Origin of the sequence: Nocardia sp. NPDC049526 (assembly GCF_044465765.1) — a bacterium.
Classification (GTDB): domain Bacteria; phylum Actinomycetota; class Actinomycetes; order Mycobacteriales; family Mycobacteriaceae; genus Nocardia.
Genome location: NZ_JBITMA010000006.1, coordinates 388,901 through 406,839 on the forward strand (window position 1 = coordinate 388,901; position 17,939 = coordinate 406,839).

The 17,939-nt window shown below is 66.1% G+C and carries 17 protein-coding genes; 15 read left to right on the plus strand and 2 right to left on the minus strand.

The window, feature by feature from the left end:
- Positions 1-122 precede the first annotated feature (122 nt).
- Positions 123-1,415: a nitrate/nitrite transporter gene (locus ACIBW7_RS21550; protein WP_397048855.1), complete on the plus strand. Its 1,293-nt coding sequence runs from the start codon at positions 123-125 to the stop codon at positions 1,413-1,415.
- 31 nt (positions 1,416-1,446) lie between these two features.
- Here the strand turns inward: ACIBW7_RS21550 and ACIBW7_RS21555 are convergent, their stop codons facing one another.
- Positions 1,447-2,184, minus strand: a complete 738-nt coding sequence (locus ACIBW7_RS21555) for a GntR family transcriptional regulator (protein ID WP_397048858.1) — start codon at positions 2,182-2,184, stop codon at positions 1,447-1,449.
- Positions 2,185-2,339: 155 nt separating this feature from the next.
- Between ACIBW7_RS21555 and iolC the strand changes: the two genes are divergently transcribed.
- From iolC to ACIBW7_RS21605, 10 genes are all read left to right on the plus strand, one after another.
- Positions 2,340-3,344, plus strand: coding sequence for a 5-dehydro-2-deoxygluconokinase (gene iolC / locus ACIBW7_RS21560; RefSeq protein WP_397048860.1), 1,005 nt, complete (start codon positions 2,340-2,342; stop codon positions 3,342-3,344).
- A gap of 74 nt (positions 3,345-3,418) precedes the next feature.
- Positions 3,419-4,303 carry an aldolase gene (locus ACIBW7_RS21565; protein WP_397048862.1) on the plus strand — a complete coding sequence of 295 codons (885 nt, stop codon included), beginning with the start codon at positions 3,419-3,421 and terminating at the stop codon, positions 4,301-4,303.
- Positions 4,304-4,308: 5 nt separating this feature from the next.
- On the plus strand, positions 4,309-5,190 hold the full coding sequence (gene iolB / locus ACIBW7_RS21570; protein WP_397048864.1) for a 5-deoxy-glucuronate isomerase: 882 nt from the start codon (positions 4,309-4,311) through the stop codon (positions 5,188-5,190).
- Between the two features lie 373 nt (positions 5,191-5,563).
- Positions 5,564-6,664, plus strand: coding sequence for a radical SAM protein (locus tag ACIBW7_RS21575; protein WP_397048867.1), 1,101 nt, complete (start codon positions 5,564-5,566; stop codon positions 6,662-6,664).
- Positions 6,654-7,907: an acetyl-CoA carboxylase biotin carboxylase subunit family protein gene (locus ACIBW7_RS21580; RefSeq protein ID WP_397048869.1), complete on the plus strand. Its 1,254-nt coding sequence runs from the start codon at positions 6,654-6,656 to the stop codon at positions 7,905-7,907. Before ACIBW7_RS21575 ends, ACIBW7_RS21580 begins: the two co-directional genes overlap by 11 nt.
- Positions 7,895-9,013: an acetyl-CoA carboxylase biotin carboxylase subunit family protein gene (locus ACIBW7_RS21585; RefSeq protein ID WP_397048871.1), complete on the plus strand. Its 1,119-nt coding sequence runs from the start codon at positions 7,895-7,897 to the stop codon at positions 9,011-9,013. Before ACIBW7_RS21580 ends, ACIBW7_RS21585 begins: the two co-directional genes overlap by 13 nt.
- Positions 9,014-9,115: 102 nt before the next feature.
- The gene (locus ACIBW7_RS21590; protein ID WP_397048873.1) at positions 9,116-9,952 is read left to right on the plus strand and encodes an SDR family oxidoreductase; all 837 of its coding nucleotides are present in this window, start codon (positions 9,116-9,118) and stop codon (positions 9,950-9,952) included.
- Complete coding sequence (locus ACIBW7_RS21595; protein WP_397048876.1) at positions 9,939-10,517, plus strand: histidine phosphatase family protein; 579 nt, start codon at positions 9,939-9,941, stop codon at positions 10,515-10,517. Before ACIBW7_RS21590 ends, ACIBW7_RS21595 begins: the two co-directional genes overlap by 14 nt.
- Complete coding sequence (locus ACIBW7_RS21600) at positions 10,514-11,707, plus strand: MFS transporter (RefSeq protein WP_397048878.1); 1,194 nt, start codon at positions 10,514-10,516, stop codon at positions 11,705-11,707. Before ACIBW7_RS21595 ends, ACIBW7_RS21600 begins: the two co-directional genes overlap by 4 nt.
- A 155-nt stretch (positions 11,708-11,862) precedes the next feature.
- Positions 11,863-12,741: an alpha/beta hydrolase family esterase gene (locus tag ACIBW7_RS21605; RefSeq protein WP_397048880.1), complete on the plus strand. Its 879-nt coding sequence runs from the start codon at positions 11,863-11,865 to the stop codon at positions 12,739-12,741.
- 63 nt (positions 12,742-12,804) lie between these two features.
- Here the strand turns inward: ACIBW7_RS21605 and ACIBW7_RS21610 are convergent, their stop codons facing one another.
- Positions 12,805-13,581 (minus strand): NAD(P)H-dependent oxidoreductase, encoded by a 777-nt coding sequence (locus ACIBW7_RS21610; protein WP_397048883.1) that lies wholly within the window; start codon positions 13,579-13,581, stop codon positions 12,805-12,807.
- A gap of 141 nt (positions 13,582-13,722) precedes the next feature.
- On the opposite strand from ACIBW7_RS21610, the gene ACIBW7_RS21615 reads away from it, so the two are divergent.
- The 4 genes from ACIBW7_RS21615 to gndA all read left to right on the plus strand — a co-directional run bounded on the left by ACIBW7_RS21615 (position 13,723) and on the right by gndA (position 17,921).
- Complete coding sequence (locus tag ACIBW7_RS21615; RefSeq protein ID WP_397048885.1) at positions 13,723-14,574, plus strand: helix-turn-helix transcriptional regulator; 852 nt, start codon at positions 13,723-13,725, stop codon at positions 14,572-14,574.
- Positions 14,575-14,631: 57 nt separating this feature from the next.
- Positions 14,632-15,480 (plus strand): tryptophan 2,3-dioxygenase, encoded by an 849-nt coding sequence (locus ACIBW7_RS21620; RefSeq protein WP_397048887.1) that lies wholly within the window; start codon positions 14,632-14,634, stop codon positions 15,478-15,480.
- A complete protein-coding gene (locus tag ACIBW7_RS21625; RefSeq protein ID WP_397048889.1) occupies positions 15,480-16,331 on the plus strand; it encodes a PaaX family transcriptional regulator C-terminal domain-containing protein in 852 nt (283 codons plus the stop codon). The genes ACIBW7_RS21620 and ACIBW7_RS21625 overlap by 1 nt, the downstream gene beginning before the upstream one ends.
- Positions 16,332-16,475: 144 nt before the next feature.
- Positions 16,476-17,921, plus strand: coding sequence for an NADP-dependent phosphogluconate dehydrogenase (gene gndA, locus ACIBW7_RS21630; protein ID WP_397048892.1), 1,446 nt, complete (start codon positions 16,476-16,478; stop codon positions 17,919-17,921).
- Positions 17,922-17,939 lie beyond the last annotated feature (18 nt).

Consider the following 17,939-nt stretch of genomic DNA (forward strand, 5'->3'; position numbering starts at 1 on the left):
GGAAAGCAACGCACCCAGTGGGGAAAGCGATACACCCCCGGAGCGGTAGCGCTCACCGATGACCTTGTCACTCGAGCCCGGCGCACATCCCGACGACGGATAGCGAGAACTACGCTGCGAGGGTGCACACGACACGGGCTTATTCGATTTGGGGTGTCGGTGTTGCCGCGTACGTGATCGCGGTGTTGCAGCGGACATCGTTCGGTGTTTCCGGGTTGGCTGCCGCCGAGCGGTTCCATGCCAGTCCCGCGATGTTGTCCGGATTCGTTGTGCTGCAGGTCATCGTGTATGCCGGAATGCAGATTCCGGCGGGGTTGATGCTCGATCGGGTCGGCTCGCGCGCGATGATCGTCGCGGGTGCCGTGATCATGGCGCTCGGCCAGGGCGTGCTGGCGGCTACGGAATCGCTTCCCTTGGCGATTGCGGGCCGGGTGCTGGTCGGCACCGGCGACGCCTTCACCTTCATTTCGGTCCTGCGGCTGGTTCCGCACTGGTTCGCACCGCGGCGGGTGCCGCTGATTTCCCAACTCACCGGCATACTCGGGCAGTTCGGCCAGGTGATCTCGGCACTGCCGTTTCTTGCGGTGCTGCGCGCCGCGGGCTGGCCGCTGGCATATCTGTCGGCCGCGGCGCTGGGCGCACTCTTCGCGGTCCTGGCCGCGGCGCTGATCCGGGATAAACCACCGGGCGAGACCACGACCGATAAGCCCGCTGGGCTGCGCGAGGTCGGTGCCCAGATCCGTGCGGTGTGGACCCATCCCGGCACCCGGCTCGGCTTCTTCACCCATATGGGCACCCAGTTCTCCATCACCACATTTGCATTGATGTGGGGTGTCCCGTATCTCGTTTCGGCACAACGGTTGTCGCAGTCCAGTGCGGGCCTGCTGCTGACGGTTTCGGTGGGGTCGGCGATCGCCGCCGGACCGATACTCGGCGTCCTCAGTGCTCGCTATCCACTGCGCCGATCGTGGCTGGTGCTGACCATCATGTGCGCCAACGCCACTGTCTGGACGGTGGTGCTGATGCGCAACGAACCTGCCCCGATCTGGCTGCTGGTACTGCTGGTCGTGGTCATCTCGGTCGGCGGCCCCGGCTCGATGATCGGATTCGATTACGCCCGCATGTTCAACCCGAATACCGTGCTCGGCACCGCACAGGGCATGGTGAATATCGGCGGCTTCCTGGCGACCCTGCTGGTCATCGAGACCATGGGCCTCGTGCTCGATCGCACCGGTGGATACAGCTTCTCGTCGTTCCGCCTGGCGTGGCTGGTCCAATACCCGATCTGGTTGATCGCCATCACCGGCGTGCTGATCACCCGCTTGAAGACCCGCAGGCATCTGGCCGAACACGGCATTCACGTGACACCGCTGCGCGCGGTGCTCGCCCGGATCCGTGCCGGGCGTAATACCTGAGAAGACTGGAAAGATCGGCCGTTTCGGCAGGTCAGCGACTCAGCACTGTCGTATCGAAGAAATGCCGCGAGGCCCGGTAGACATGCCTACCCATTTCGATCGGACGCCCGGAATCATCGAAGGCGACCCGCTGCATGGTCAGCAACGGCGCGTTCGTGCGCTCGTCCAGCAGCTGCGCCTCGGCCCTGGTGGCGCCGCGCGCACCGATCCGCTGGCGCGCGAGCGCGATGTGAATTCCCTTGGCCCGCAGGCATTCATAGAATCCGTGCAGTTCGAGCTGGTCGGGCGCGGGGGCGAATTCGGCGGGCACGTAATTGGTCATGACGGCCAGCGGCGCACTCCCGGCACGGCGCAGCCTGCGGAAGGTCACGAAGCGGGCGTCCTCTGACACGCCGAGTTCCTTGGCGATATCGGGATCCGGAGCGCCGAGCTGATAGTCGAGCAGTTCGGTGGTCGGTTCCTGACCCGCAGTGAGCAGATCGTCGTACAGACTGGTCAATTCGACCGGCCGATGCACCTGGTTCTGCACCACCTGAGTGCCCACCCCGCGCCTGCGCATCAGCAGTCCTTTGTCGACCAGCGCCTGGATTGCCTGCCGTGTGGTCGGCCGCGACAGATTGAGCCGTTTGGCCAGGTCGAGCTCGTTCTCGAGGCGATCGCCCGGGGCGAGCCGACCTTCCAGGATCGCGTTCTGGATGCCCTGTGCCAGTTGGAAATACAGCGGGACCGGGCTCGAGCGGTCGATCGCGACATCCAGTGGCGCGGGCATCGTCGGCTCCTCGGGGCGAGCGGGCGCAGGTGAGCGCCATTTCTTCCACTGTAAATCACACCGAGCAGTTCATGTTGCATATGTCCGTAAGTAAGTATGTCCTGACAAAGTCTTGACAAGCAGGTATGACGGGCGCACAGTCTGGATACGCGGCTATGCCCGTCCCCCCGAGGACCGAACCCTGGAGTCAGCCTGTGAATGCTCAATTCGAGGTCGTGTCGACCGGTCGGGTCGGCGTCGACATCTATCCGCTCCAATCCGGAGTGGGGCTGGAAGATGTCGACACCTTCGGCAAGTTCCTCGGTGGCAGTGCCGCCAATGTCGCTGTCGCGGCGGCGCGGCTCGGTCGGCGCACCGCGCTGTGGTCCGGCGTCGGCGCCGATCCCTTCGGTCGATACGTGCGGCGCGAACTGGTCCGGCTCGGCGTATCCGATGCCCTCGTGCAGACCACCGATCGCCTGCCGACCCCGGTGACCTTCTGCGAGATCTTCCCGCCGGACGATTTCCCGCTCTACTTCTACCGCGAACCCAGCGCGCCGGACCTGCAGATCATCGGCGGCCAAGTGGATCCCGACATCATCCGCAGTGCGGGCGTGTACTGGTCGACTGTCACCGGCTTGTGCCAAGAGCCTTCTCGGACAGCGCATTTCGATGCGTGGTCGATCCGGGAACGGCGGCCGCTCACCGTACTCGATCTGGACTACCGGCCGATGTTCTGGGCCGATGAGGAACAGGCCCGCGCACAGGTGCGCGCGGCTCTGACCCAGGTCACGGTGGCAGTCGGTAACCGCGAAGAGTGCCGCATCGCCGTCGACGAGACCGATCCGCAGCGGGCCGCCGACGCACTGTTGGATCTGGGTGTCGAACTGGCCATCGTCAAACAGGGGCCGGATGGGGTGCTCGGCAAGACCCGCCGCGAATCCGTCGTGGTGCCACCGGCCACCGTCGAGGTGCTCAACGGCCTCGGCGCGGGCGATGCCTTCGGCGGGAGCCTGTGTCACGGTCTGCTGGCCGGATGGGAGCTGGAGACCGTCCTGCGTCGCGCCAATGCCGCCGGGGCCATTGTGGCCGCCCGGCTCGAATGCTCCACCGCCATGCCGACCAGCGCCGAAATCGACGATCTCGTCGCGCTGTCATTGATTGGAAAGGCCCGGAAGTGAAGGTGGCATCGCGCAGCGATTCGATAAGGGGCGGTGACCGGGAGACGGGCGGGTCCGAACCGACCCCGGCACCCGTGGGATTGCGATCCTATGCCGAGCTGACCGAGTTGCGTGCGGCCGATCCCGGCGCCATCGCCAGGGCTTTCGCCACGCGGACCCGTCGCGCTCTGGTGCGCGGCGACGGCCGGTTGATGATCATCGCCGCCGACCACCCGGCCCGCGGTGCGCTGTCGGCGTCCGGCAACCCCTACGCCATGAACAGCCGCAGGGAACTGCTGGACCGGCTGGTCACGGCATTGGCCCGGCCTGGCGTGGACGGTGTGCTCGGCACCGCGGACATCATCGAGGATCTCCTGCTGATCGGCGCGCTCGAGGACAAGGTCGTCTTCAGCTCGATGAACCGCGGGGGCATCGCAGGCGCGGATTTCGAACTCGACGACCGGATGACCGGATATACCGCGCGGGCGACCGCCGCGGCCGGACTCAACGGCGCGAAGATGCTCAACCGGTTCGATCTCACCGATCCGGGCACGCTGTCGATGATGACCGCGAGCGCCGCCGCCATCGATGAGCTCGCCGCGCTCGGTTTGGCCGCGATGCTCGAGCCGTTCATATCGCATCGGCCCGATGGGCCCGGGACCAAAGTGGTCAACGATCTGTCACCGGATGCGGTCATCAAGAGCGTGCATCTGGCGCAGGGATTGGGCTCCACTTCGGCCTATACCTGGTTGAAGCTGCCCGTCGTAGCGGAGATGGAGCGGGTCATGGATGCCACCACCCTGCCCACCCTGCTGCTCGGCGGGGATCCGCAGACCGGCCCGGACGAAACCTACGAGCGCTGGGCGAAAGCCCTTGCGCTGCCGGGTGTTCGGGGCCTCATCGTGGGTCGTGCCCTGCTGTATCCGCAGGACGATAATGTCGCGGGTGCGGTCGATACGGCCGTATCACTGGTCCGGTGATCGCGATGCACAGCAAGCATTACGTGCCCGCCGCCCGCACCTATCGCGCGCCGTACACGGTGGCGCTCACCCCGGAGGCGGCCGGGTGGGACCACGCCAGCCTGCACATCATCGAGCTCGCGCCGGGTCAGTCGCATCGCACGCACAGCCGATCCGATGAGATCGTGGTGGTACCGCTATCCGGTTCGTGCACCGTTGCCAGTGCCAGCGAGTCGTACGAATTGGCCGGGCGCACATGCGTTTTCGACGGCCCGACCGATTTCGCCTATATCGGGCGGGACAGCTCCTACACCGTAACCAGTACCGGCGGCGGACGATTTGCGCTCGGCGGCGCCGTCGCCCAGCGGCAGCTGCCGTTCCGCTATGTGCCTGCCGCCGATGTGGCCGTCGAGTTGCGCGGTGCGGGCAACTGCAGCCGCCAGGTGCACAATTTCGCGACGGCGGACGCCTTCGAGGCCGATTCGATCATCGCCTGCGAGGTGATCACTCCCGGCGGCAACTGGTCGTCGTACCCGGCGCACAAACACGATGAGCTCTCCGATACCGAGACCCCGCTCGAGGAGATCTACTACTTCGAATTCGCCCGTGGCGCTGACGATTCGCCCGGCTTCGGCTACCACCGTGTGTACGGGACCCCCGAGCGGCCGATCGATGTGCTCGAGGAGGTCCGCGACGGCGATGTGGTGCTGGTGCCACACGGCTACCACGGACCGTCCATCGCCGCGCCCGGTTACCACATGTACTACCTGAACATCATGGCCGGTCCCGGACCGGAGCGGGCCTGGCGGATCAGCGACGACCCGGCACAGACGTGGCTGCGCGGCACCTGGGCGGATATGGCGATCGATCCGCGGCTTCCCATGGGCGCGAAGGAGACTCGAGGGTGAGTCCGATCGACCACACCACCGGCTCGATCCCGGAAACGGGGGCCTGAATCTCGGCCTCCCACAGTACAACTGAGCGACCGACGGCCGGGCCCCAACCGAGTTCGAACCCGGCTATCGGATGCGAATAGACGTCGACGAGGACACGGGCATCGTCGAAGCGCGACCTCTCCCCGCAGTTCGACGGCACGCACGAGCTGCTGCCGTGCCGCGCGACCGGCGTTCTCAATGCCGGGAAGGGCTCGCGACAGTCCGATGACGCACAATCTCTCTTGGCTCGAAGCGGGCCTGCTTTCCTTGCATCCCAACGCTTTTGCCGAGCCGGGCGGCACTCGGACAATGATGCGAAATAAACTCCAGGACAGGAGATCTCGTGATGGCCAGCGAGCGGGACGCGCTCTCGGACAGATACCACAAGTTCCGGGTCGAGAACTTCCCGCAGACCGATTTGGCCGGCTATCTGCCGGTCGACGGCGTCGAGGTCAAATTTCTCGACGGATGCAATCGGTCGTGCATCTTCTGTGTGAACGAGGACTACATCGGGAAACGGTTGAATCCGTTGGACACCGGGCGCTTCGCGCAGTCGCTGTTCGACTGGATCGACTCGCCTACCGAGCCGGAACGGCCCGAGGCGGTCTATGGCACCGGCGGTGAGCCGCTGATGGCGCTGGATCTCGTCGAGGAGGTCTTCCGACCACTCGGCGAACGCGGCATCACCACACGCCTGGTGACCAACGGCACGTTGCTGGACGAGAAGCGGATCGCCCGACTGGTCGATATGAAGTTGTCCGGGGTGAAGGTCACCTACAACACCGCCGATGCCGCACGGCTGGCTGCCCTGATGAAGGGCTCGAAATCCGGTGACGCCGAACTGATTCTGCGCAATATCCGGCTGGCCAAGGCGGCCGGACTGTGGGTGTTCATCCGAATCGGGCTCGGCAAGCACAACTTCGACGAGGCACCGAAGATCTATCGCATCATGCGCGAGATCGGCGTCGACGTCGTGCAGATCAAGCCGTGGATTCCGTCCGGACTCGCGGCGGCCAATCAGACCGAGCTGAGCCTGAGTCCCACAGTACTATTCGACCGGTTCACCGGAATCATGGAAGAGCTCTACGACGAGATCCAGCAGCCCGGGGGTCCCGAGGTGACCGTCTCCTGCTATCCGCCCGCACGGAATCTGGGATTCACGGTCAAGGACTGCGCCAATGTGGCCAAGATCTACTGCGAGCCCTGCGGTCATGCGCTGGTGTGCAATTTCTCCGACGAGTACCTGGGCAGCTGGTTTCCCGAAGACGGTGGCCTGCTCGCGTGCGTACAACGTCGCCGTGAGTTGTATCCGAAGATCATGGACGCCCACGGTGTCGCATCGTGCCCGGCGCGGCTCAACTGGTCGTCCCCGACCGGGGTGGTGAACCCCGCGCCCGAGTGGAAGCCTGCAACACTATTGCCGCTCGCCGTCGTCGATGCCGAATGAATTTGTGCCGCAGCGGATCTTGCTCCTCTCGCGCAAACCGCTCATCGAGCGCCCGCTGCACGAGTGGCTCGCGGAGGTCGTGACCGACACCGTTCTCGTCACCGTGCCCGGCGCGTTGGCCGACATCGGCGCGGACGTGCGCGGCCGGTTTCGCGACTGCCGGACCGTATCGGATTACCAATCGTGGTCCACGGAGTGGACGGCAGAATGCGCGGCACGCGAACACCGGGTCGGTCTCGTCGCCAGTTCGAGTGAAGACGATGTGCTGCGCAGCGCACGACTGCGCGACCGGCTCGGATTGCCAGGGCAGACACTGGAATCCGCGCGCGCCTACCGCGACAAGCTGATCATGAAGGATACGGCCGCACGGGCCGGAGTGAAGGTCCCGCGGCGGCGGGCGATCGACCGGCCCACCGACCTGATGGAGTTCACCGAGGAGGTAGGACTGCCCGTCGTCGTGAAGCCGCGTCGAGGCTCCGCGTCCATCGGGGTGCGCATCCTGCGCGGCCGATCGGACGTCACCGCATTCCTCGCATCGGGCGAATTGCCCGCGGCGCCACAGTGTTCGGGCCGGTGGATCGCCGAGGAATACATCGAAGGCGACTTCTTCCATGTGGACGGTGTCATAGCCGACGCGGCGGTGGTGCACTGCTGGCCGAGCCAGTACAACAGCGGCAATGCCGAAGCGGCACAGACGGAGTCCGAGCTGTCCAGCGTGCTGCTCGCCCCCGACGACCCGAGAACCTGTCTGCTGCAACGCTTTGCCGCCGATGTCCACCGCGCACTGCCGACCCCTGCTTTCCCGACGAGTTTCCACCTGGAGGCGTGGATACCGGCGCACGGCAGGCCGGTGCTCTGTGAGGTCGCCGCACGAACCGGCGGGGCCCTCATCGCCCGCACCTATCGGGAAGCGTTCGGCGTACATCTGTCCCGGGAGAATCTGCGCGGGCAGTGCGGACTCGGCCTCGAACTGACGCATCAACCCGCGGCGCCGCGCCACGCCGGTGGCTGGGTGCTCTTCCCACCCGGACACGGCCGGTTCGAACCGCCAACGGGCGCCTGTCCGGTTGCCGGGACGGAGGTCGAGTTGCATATGCCCGCAGGCGCTTTCGCGCACGGACCCGAGTACGCCGCACATTCGGCGGCGGCGGTCGCGGTGCATGCCGACACCGCCGAACAGGTGCGAGAGCGAATCCGGGAGACGACGCGCTGGTGGACCGAGGAGGCTCGGTGGCTGAATTGATCCGCGAGCGTCCGCGCCGGGTGGCGGTACTGTCGAAGAAGCCGCTTGCAACGCATCGCTACGATCGCTGGTTGTCGGAATTCGGCATCCGGACAACCCTTTTCGCCGAGGACACGTCCGCGAGTCGCACCTTTCTCGCTGGGACACACCAATACTCGACCGCACCGCGCCTCTTCCCGGATTGGAAGCGCAACCGGGCTGTCGATCAAGCGGTGGCGGCCGAGCACGCCGAACAGCCCTTCGACCGGATCGTCGCGCTGAGTGAATGTGATCTCGTCCGAGCCGCCGAGCTGCGCGCCTATCTCGATATTCCAGGCCAGCGCCCGGCATCGGCCACCGCGTTCCGGAACAAGTCCGTCATGAAGTCACTGGCGGGCCGGGCCGGGCTGCGTGTTCCGGACCACCGGCTGGTCGACTCGGTTGCGACCTTGATGGACTTCGCGGACAGCCACCCCGACGGTGTCGTGGTCAAACCGGTCGACGGGTCGGGCTCGGTCGGCGTCATCGAACTGCACAACCGAACCGAGATCGAGTCCTGGGCGCATGCCCGCGCGCTGTCGTGTGACGACCCCACCGACTACCTCGTCGAGGAACGGATTGCGGGACCGATGCTTTCGGTGGACGGATTGATGCGAGCCGGACAGGTCCGAGCCGTCATGATCGGGGCTTACACCCGAACCTGCCTGCACTCGCTGATCGAGCTGGCACCGCATGGCATTCTGCTGCTGGACGCCGACGATCCACGCGTCGTGGCGGCCGGTGATTACCTCACCCGGCTGCTGCGCGCGCTGCCCGTCCCCGCGGAGACCATGAGTTTTCATTGCGAGTTCTTCGATCACCCACACCACGGCCCGATGCTCTGCGAGATCGCTTGCCGCACCGGCGGCGGCAATCTGAACCTGATCGCCCGCGAAGCCCTCGGTATCGATCTGGAACAGGCTTCCTGTCTCGGGCAGGCCGGCATCGACGTGCCGGTCGAACATACGATGCCCGAACCGGGCCGCTGCTATGGGGATCTCGTGGTGCCGCGCTCTGCACGATCGCTCCCCCCCTGGTGTGCGCTGCGATCTACCCGGCGTCCTGCGCTTCCACTCCCGCCGGGATGATCGACCCGGGCGGGCCGCGAAGGTGTCGGATTATGTGATCGATGCGCTGCTGGCGAGCGACGACCATATCGGTGTGCGACGCGTGTACGACTCTGTCATCGCGTGGCTGGACGAGCACCTCGCACCCGTGCAGGGACGGTGCTGACCGCGATGGATCTCGGACTGGCCGGACGCGCCTATTACGTCACAGGCGGCAGCCGCGGCATCGGACGAGCGGTGGCGGCGCTGCTGCTCGCCGAGGGCGCCGCAGTCGCGACCTGCGCCAGAGATACCGCGGCGCTGGAGCAGATGCGTGCCGCGCTACCACCTGAGCACGCCGCGCGGCTGCTGACGCACACCGCCGATGTTCGGGATGCGGCAGCTCTCGAACAGGCCGTCGGACAGGCTCTCGAACGATTCGGACGGCTCGACGGTGTGCTGGCCAATGCGGGCGCCGGCATCTCCGGCAGTGTGCTGAGGACACCGGAACCGGAGTGGCACAACCAATTCCAAGTGAAGGTGGGATCGGTGCTCAACCTCGTAACCGCGGCGCTGCCCGCGCTGTGCGAGTCGGACGCCGGACGAGTGGTGGTCGTCAACGGTGTCACCGCCCATGCGCCCGATCCGGGCATGGCCGCCGTCAGCGCGACGCGCGCCGCCGTGGCCAACCTGACCCGCTCGCTCGCAGTCGAACTGGCGCCGTCCGGGGTTCTCGTCAATGCGATCAGCCTCGGTGCGATCACGACCGACCGCCAGCACGCCCGCTACCTCGCGGCCGGGACAGCCGAGCCGTTCGAGGACTGGTGCGCGGCCGAGGCGAGCCGCCGGGGCATACTGCTGGGCCGCTTCGGAACACCACAGGACGTGGCTCCCGTTGCGGCACTGCTACTTTCGCCGATCTGCTGCTATGTGACCGGCAGTTCCATCGATGTCTCGGGCGGCGCCGGTGGCCGCACCTGACTGGGAGATCGTCCTTGCCCGGCACGGCCCGACCGAATGGTCACGAGCAGGGCGATTCAGCGGCCATACCGACATCCCCCTGTCAGCCGAGGGGCGGACCCGCGCGGCCGAACTCGGCCGGGCACTGCGGCGACCACTCCCGGAACGAATCCTCAGCAGTGACCTGACGCGTGCCCGGCAAACCGCCGCGGCGATCGCCCTGGCCGCCGGGCTCGACCCGCACCGGATCACGATCAGCAGCGGGCTGCGCGAAGAGTCGCTCGGATCATGGGAAGGCCGCACTCGGGCCCAAGTCGCCGGTACCAACCGGGATGGCTACGCCCGCTGGATGGCGGGCGACATCGGCGCATTCGACGGCAGGGAAGGGCTGGCGGCGGTGGCGCGGCGGGCCGTTCCCGTGCTGCTCGGCCACTGCGCCGGCCGTCCCCGGACCACCGGTCGGCTGGTCGTGGTCACCCACGCCAATACGGCTTTGGCGCTCATCGGCGCACTCGCCGATATTCCGCCCGGCCAATGGGCGGATCTGCCGTGTCCCGGACCTGGGGAAGCCATGGTCCTGCGATGAACGGCGCCGCCCGGACACTGGCCTGCGCGGTGCTGATCACCGCCATCGGCAACGGTCTGTATCTCGCCGGTGCGGTGCTCTTTTCGACCCGCTCAGTGGGGCTGAGCGGCACCGACGTGGGAATCGGACTGACCATCGCCGGCGTGACCGGACTCGGCGCGGGGCCAGTGGTCGGCCACCTCGCCGATCGCTTCGGTGCGCGCGAGATCTACCTGGTCACGCTGATCGCCGAGGCCCTGGCCACCGGCAGCCTCCTCCTGGTCCACGGTTTCGTGGTGTTCGTGGTCGTCGCGGCCGCGGTCGGCATTGCCGAGCAAGGCAGCAGGGCCGTGCGTGGCGCGCTGATCGCACGGATCGGCGGGGCCGCGCGAGCGCGTCTGCGTGGCTATCTGCGATCCGTCACCAATATCGGCGTGGCGATCGGTGCCGCCGGTGCGGGTCTGGCCATCCGATTCGATACGCGCACAGCATATTCGGTGCTGATCCTCGTCGATGCCGCCAGTTTCCTGCTCACCGCGCTGGTAGTCGCCCGCATTCCGCGGCAGCCCCCGCTGTGTCGGACCGACCGCGACCGCAGCGTAGGTCCTGGCCGGTTGGACCTGCCATTCCTGGCGGTGACCGGCGTATACGGCGTGCTGTCGCTGCAGTATGCGGTGCTCACCGTGGCGCTGCCGCTGTGGATCGTCACCCACACCGCTGCTCCGGCCTGGCTGGTCTCGCCGCTGCTGCTGACGAACACCCTGCTGGTCGTCTTTCTCCAGGTACGCGCAGGCCGCCGCGTCGGTTCCATCGCCGACGGAATCACGATCACCCGCCAGGCCGCCGTCCTGCTGGCGCTGGGCTGCGTGCTGTTCTGTGTAAGCGGCACAGGCTCGCCGGTATTTGCCGCATTCGTGCTGATACTCGCGGTTGCGGTGCACACATTGGGCGAAATCGGCCACGCCGCAGGCGAATTCGAACTCAGTTTCGCGCTGGCGCCGGACCATGCTCAAGGCCGCTATCAAGGGATCTTCGGCATGGGAACCGGCGTCTTCGTCGCCGCTGCTCCCGCCTTGCTCAGCGTGGTCTGCATTGATAGCGGCCAGGCCGGATGGGTTCTGCTCGGCGGCATATTCCTCACCGCTGGACTCTGCACCGGGCCGATCGCGCGCTGGGCACAGCGCAGCGCCGCACATCTGGTCGATGCTTGAAACCGAGCAGTGCAACACCTTTCCCCTATCTGATCTATTCGAAATCGCGACTGTGCGGCAAACCGGGTCGTACCTCGAACTCGACATCGCCCTCGCGCAACTCGAAAAGCTCGTCACCTGGCCGAGGTGGTGGTTGAGGCGGTATACCAGTGCTGGTGGGCGATGAACTGATAACCGGCGAGTTGGCCGTTGACGGGCTCGCGCGCCGGTTCGCCGTGCGTCCGCCGCTCGAACGGAATGCGCCGTTGGTGTTGGTGCTGCACGGCAATCACTCGGGCAGTGCGCGGGTGTACACCCGGCCGATCATGTACGACTGGACAAGTTTCGCCGCCCATGCCGACGAATGGGGCATTGCCGTCGCTTATCCCGATGGTCACGGTGGTTGCTGGGCCGACGGGCGCGGTGTCACAACGGCCGACGAGGCCGGGGTCGACGATGTGTCGTTTCTGCGCGCAGTGATCGATTGGTGCGCCGACCGGTTCGGCACCGCACTGGATCGGACACTCGTCGTCGGTATGTCCAACGGCGCGTTCATGTCTCACCGATTCGCACTGGCAGCCGCCGATCGAGTGCCGGTATTCGCCGCGGTCGCCGGTGGCTTCCCTGCTGCATTGCTCGATATCCGCCCCACCCATGCGGTCTCGGCGATGCTCATCAACGGCGATACCGATCCGATTCAACCGATCACCGGCGGCCACTCGCGCCACCGCGGCCCCAACGGTGAACCTCGCGGCCGCACACTGGGATTGGTCGAAACCGCTCGGCACTGGCGGGCACTCGACCGCTGCGGGCATGACGGAGCCGCGATTACGACCGATAACTCGAGCCGACACACTGTGACCGGCGGCTTCGGCGGTACGCAGGTAACGGCGTGGACAGTATTCGGCGGCGGCCACACCTGGCCGGGCACGCCGATTCCAGCGGAATGGGGCGACTCCCCCGGCGCGGCCGTAACCATGGAATTCGATGCCGCAGAACAGATCTACCACTTCGCCCGCCCCCTCCTGATCCCAGCAGCAGATCGCAAACTCTGAACCCATGAGGCCGGTGCGCTCCCTGGTAGCCCACCTCGGAGTAATCCGGCTCAGTCCCTCGCGTCAGGCACGAATGTGTAGTCCGAACCCCGTGCGGCCCTTGGGTTCCAGGCCTTCACGCAGGCGCAAGGCGGGCATTTCGTAGTCGCCGCCGTTCTGGGTGCGGAAGGCGATGGGGTCGGTCTGTTCGATCGACAGTAGGCGCTGCTCCCAGGCCTTGGCGGTATCGGTGAAGTCTTCGGGCGAAAGGCGATCCGTGCCGTAGGTCACGAATGGGGGCAGCACGTCCATGCCGGGGTAGTAGAAGATGCCGTGTTGGATCGGAAAGAGGAGATCGTCGATGGGGCCGTTGATGCCGCGGTCGGTGTAATGCGGTTCGCGGCCGCCGATCGTCACCGCGATCATGGCGCGCTTGCCCGCGAGGGTGCCCTCTCCGTAGCGGTCGCCGTAGCGGGTGTCGCTGTGTTCGCCTACGCCATAGGCGAAGTGGTAGGTGAAGACCCGGTCGACCCAGCCCTTGAGGATTGCGGGCATCGAGTACCACCACAGCGGGAATTGGAAGATCACGGTATCGGCCCAGAGCAGTTTTTCCTGCTCGGCCGCGATATCGGCGCTGAGTGTGCCGGTGTCGTACGCGTGGCCGGAGTCCGCGGGGACCCGCAGTGGGCCGCTCACCTCGCCGAAATCGTCGGCGTCGACCGTCGACTTCCATCGCATCGCGTACAGATCGCTGACCTGCACCTCGTGCCCGGCCTCGCGCAGGGTGGTCACCGCGATGTCCTTGAGCGCGCCGTTGAGCGACCGTGGTTCGGGGTGGGCGTGGACGATGAGTGTCCGCATTTGCTGCTCCTTCGGATCGGATGTTTTCGATCTTCGCCAGGCGGTGCGGCCGTCGTTCAGGGACGCTTCTTCCATCGGACGGGACTTCCTGGTATCAGCAGGACCACCCTTGTCCCCCGAAGCCGTGGCAATACTGGAGGGATGGACGAGCTCAGCGACTTCCTGCGCACGCGGCGGTCCCGGGTGGATCCCGGAACCGTCGGCATCCCCACCGATTCGCGCCGTCGGGTGGCCGGATTGCGCCGGGAGGAGGTCGCGCATCTGTCCGGGGTGAGCGTCGACTACTACGTGCGCTTGGAGCAGGGGCGAGCTCGGCAGCCATCCGCGCAGGTCCTCGATGCGTTGGCCCGCGTGCTCGGCCTCGACGAGGTGGAGCGCGAGCATCTGCACCGGCTGGCCCGCCGACCGCAGCGTCCGGCGAAAACGGCACCGAATGTCCGCATCCGGCCCGAGTTGCGGCGGGTGCTGGGTCTGATCCCCGACGCGCCCGCCTTTATCCTCGATCACCGCCTCGACGTGGTCGCGGGCAACCGGCTGGCGGAATTGCTGTACGGACACAACCCGATGAAGGGCCTGAATATCGCCCGGCAAATTTTCCTGCACGACGACGGCCGCTCGCTCTACGCCGAATGGGATCTATGCACCCGCGATACCGTCGGCCACCTGCGCCTGGCCGCGGGCAAGTATCCGGACGATCCCAAACTGTCGGCCCTGATCGGCGAACTCGCCGTGCACAGCGACCGTTTCCGCAAGCTGTGGGCCCGGGCCGACGTCCGCTCCCGGACCCACGGCCGCAAATCCTTCGTCCATCCCCTGGTCGGGAGCCTGGACCTGCACCAGGAAAACTTCGCCCTCCCTGAGGAAACCGGGACCGAACTCGTCGTCCTGTCCGCCGAGCCCGGCACCGAATCCCATGACAACCTGCGCCTGCTGGCCAGCCTCGGTGCGACGGATGCCGGGATCACGCCCGACCGCCATATGACACAACCCTAGCGAGCGTCATGTTGATGTAATACGGTGAATCGGGGGCACAGGAGAACGAGGCCGCTGATGACCATCCGACGCGACGCACTCGAACGCGACATCGTCACCGATTTCAGCTCTCGCATGAGCTACGGCGAGTACCTGGACCTCGACACCTTGCTGAGCGCGCAGCATCCGGTCAGCCGACCGGAGCAGCACGATGAGCTGCTGTTCATCATTCAGCACCAGACCACCGAGCTATGGCTGAAGCTGGTACTGCACGAATTGCGAGCCGCGCGTGCGGCTTTCGACGCCAACGACATCGGTGTCGCACTCAAATGCATTGCGCGGGTGAAACATATCCAGAAGACGCTGACCGAGCAGTGGTCCGTGCTGGCGACGCTGACGCCCACCGAATACGCGCAGTTCCGCGATTTCCTGGGGAACTCGTCCGGGTTCCAGTCCTACCAGTACCGTGCCATCGAGTTCATCCTCGGCAACAAGAACACGGCCGTACTTCGGGTGTTCGAATCCGATCCGACTGCGTACGAAGAGCTGGCCACGCTCTTGCGGGAACCGACCCTCTACGACGCGTTCTGGCGTCACCTCGCCCGCACCGGGCTCGATGTGCCGCGCTCCACGCTGGAACGGGATGTCACCGAGGCCCACGCACTCGACCCCGAACTACTCGCCCTGGTGCAGTCGATCTACGAAGCGCCAGAAGAACATTGGTCCGTGTACGAGGCATTCGAGGAACTGGTCGACCTGGAGGAGAACTTCCAGCTGTGGCGGTTCCGTCACCTGCGCACGGTGCTGCGCGTTATCGGAAGGCGAAGCGGCACAGGCGGATCCAACGGCGCCGGATTCCTGCAACGCGCACTGGAGCATACCTACTTTCCGGAACTGTTCGCCGTCCGCACCTGGACCGGGCGCTGATGGATCGCCCCGATGCGGTGCTCGACGACTTCGATGCCCGGCCCGGCAGCGTGACCTCTCTGGCCCGCACGGTGCTCGGCGCGTATGTCCGCGACCTCGGCGGATGGATCGCGGTAGCCGATTTCACCGAGCTACTTGATCTACTCGGCATTCCGGCACCGAGCACCCGAACCGCGATCACGCGATTGAAGAGCAGAGGTGTCCTGCACGCCGAAAGCCGTAGCGGGCGCGCGGGTTACGCGCTGACCGATGCCGCCCTGGCCATGTTCGCACGCGGCGACCCACGAATCTACGGATTCCGCCAGATGGCCTCGGACGATCCGTGGCGGCTGCTGTCCTACGGCATCCCGGAGTCCGAACGCGCCGCACGACACCAGCTTCGGCGACGACTGTCCGCGATCGGCTGCGGCGCGGTCTCGGCGGGTCTGTGGATCTACCCGGCGTACCTCGCAGCCGAAGCAGCCGCCATCGTCACGGCCTTGAACCTCGACGACTACGTGACCTCATTTCGCGCCACAGATCTTGTCGTGCCCGGCACCCTCCGCGAGGCCGCCGCACAATGGTGGGACCTCGACGATCTCGCGGCCAAACACCGAACCTTCTACGAAAAGCACCGAAAAATCCTTGACCTCGACGACATCAGCGACCGAAATGCCTTCGCACATTTCACACTGATGCTCGACGAATGGCGGATCATCCCCTACCTCGATCCGGGATTACCCGACAAAATGCTGCCCGCCGACTGGCCGGGCCCCGCCGGCGTGCAACTGTTCGCAGAGGCCCAACGACGGTACCTCGAACCGAGTCGTCAGTGGGTGCGAGCGTCGATCGATGAGACGGGAATCCGGTGACGAGCCTCAGCGGCTGGAGACCAGGGAATCGTCGCGGGCTGTCCGGGATATCGCGGCGCTGGTGCGGACACCGGCGGAGGACGTAACGGGACTAGGACTAGGCTTCCACCGAAGGTGACGACACCGAACGGAGAGGGCTGATATATGGCGTCCGCAACAGCATCCGCACAGATCGGGGTTACCGGCCTGGCGGTCATGGGTAGCAATATCGCCCGCAACTTCGCCAAGCACGGCTACACCGTGGCACTGCACAACCGCAGCATCGCCAAGACCGACGCACTGCTCGCCGAACACGGCGGCGACGGCAACTTCGTGCGCACCGAAACCATCGAGGAATTCGTCGCCGCGCTCGAGAAGCCACGCCGGGTGCTGATCATGGTCAAGGCGGGCGACCCTACCGACGCCGTCATCGCCGAACTCGCCGACGCCATGGAGCCCGGCGACATCATCATCGATGGCGGCAACGCGCTCTACACCGACACCATCCGCCGCGAAGCCGCCATGAAGGCACGCGGGTTGAACTTCGTCGGCGCGGGCATCTCCGGTGGTGAGGAGGGTGCGCTCAACGGCCCCGCGATCATGCCAGGCGGCCCCAAGGAATCCTACGAATCCCTCGGACCGCTACTGGAATCCATCGCAGCGCAGGTCGACGGCACACCGTGCTGCACCCATATCGGACCCGACGGCTCCGGACACTTCGTCAAGATGGTGCACAACGGCATCGAATACGCCGATATGCAGCTCATCGGCGAGGCCTACCACCTGTTCCGCGACGCGCTCGGCTTCGACGCCAAGCAGATCGCCGATGTGTTCACCCAGTGGAACTCCGGCGAACTCGAGAGCTACCTCGTCGAGATCACCGCCGAGGTGCTCAACCAGGTCGATGCGAAGACCGGACAGCCACTGGTGGATGTCATCGTCGACGCGGCCGAGCAGAAGGGCACCGGTCGCTGGACCGTGAAGTCCGCACTCGATCTCGGCATCCCGGTCACCGGCATCGCCGAGGCGGTCTTCGCGCGGGCGCTGTCGGGCTCACGGGCCCAGCGCAAGGCCGCACTCGGTCTCGCCGCGGGCAAGCTCGGCGAAAAGCCCACCGACGTCGCACAATTCACCGAGGACATTCGCCAGGCGCTCTACGCGTCGAAGATCGTCGCCTACGCCCAGGGCTTCGATCAGATCGCCGCGGGCAGTGCCGAATACAACTGGGACCTGCGTCCCGGCGATATGGCCACCATCTGGCGCGGCGGCTGCATCATCCGGGCTCGGTTCCTGAACCGGATCAAAGAGGCCTACGACCAGAACCCGGAACTGCCAAGCCTGATCCTCGCACCGTACTTCCGCGAGGCCATCGAAACCGCCATCGACAGCTGGCGCCGCGTCGTCGCCACCGCCACCCTGCTCGGCATCCCGGTACCCGCGTTCGCATCCTCACTCTCCTACTACGACGCCCTGCGCGCCGAACGCCTGCCCGCCGCCCTCACCCAGGGCCAGCGCGACTTCTTCGGCGCCCATACCTACGAGCGGATCGATGCGCCGGGCAAGTACCACACGCTGTGGAGCGGCGACCGCAGCGAGGTTTCGGCCGACTGATTCGAGCGCCGTCCCAGC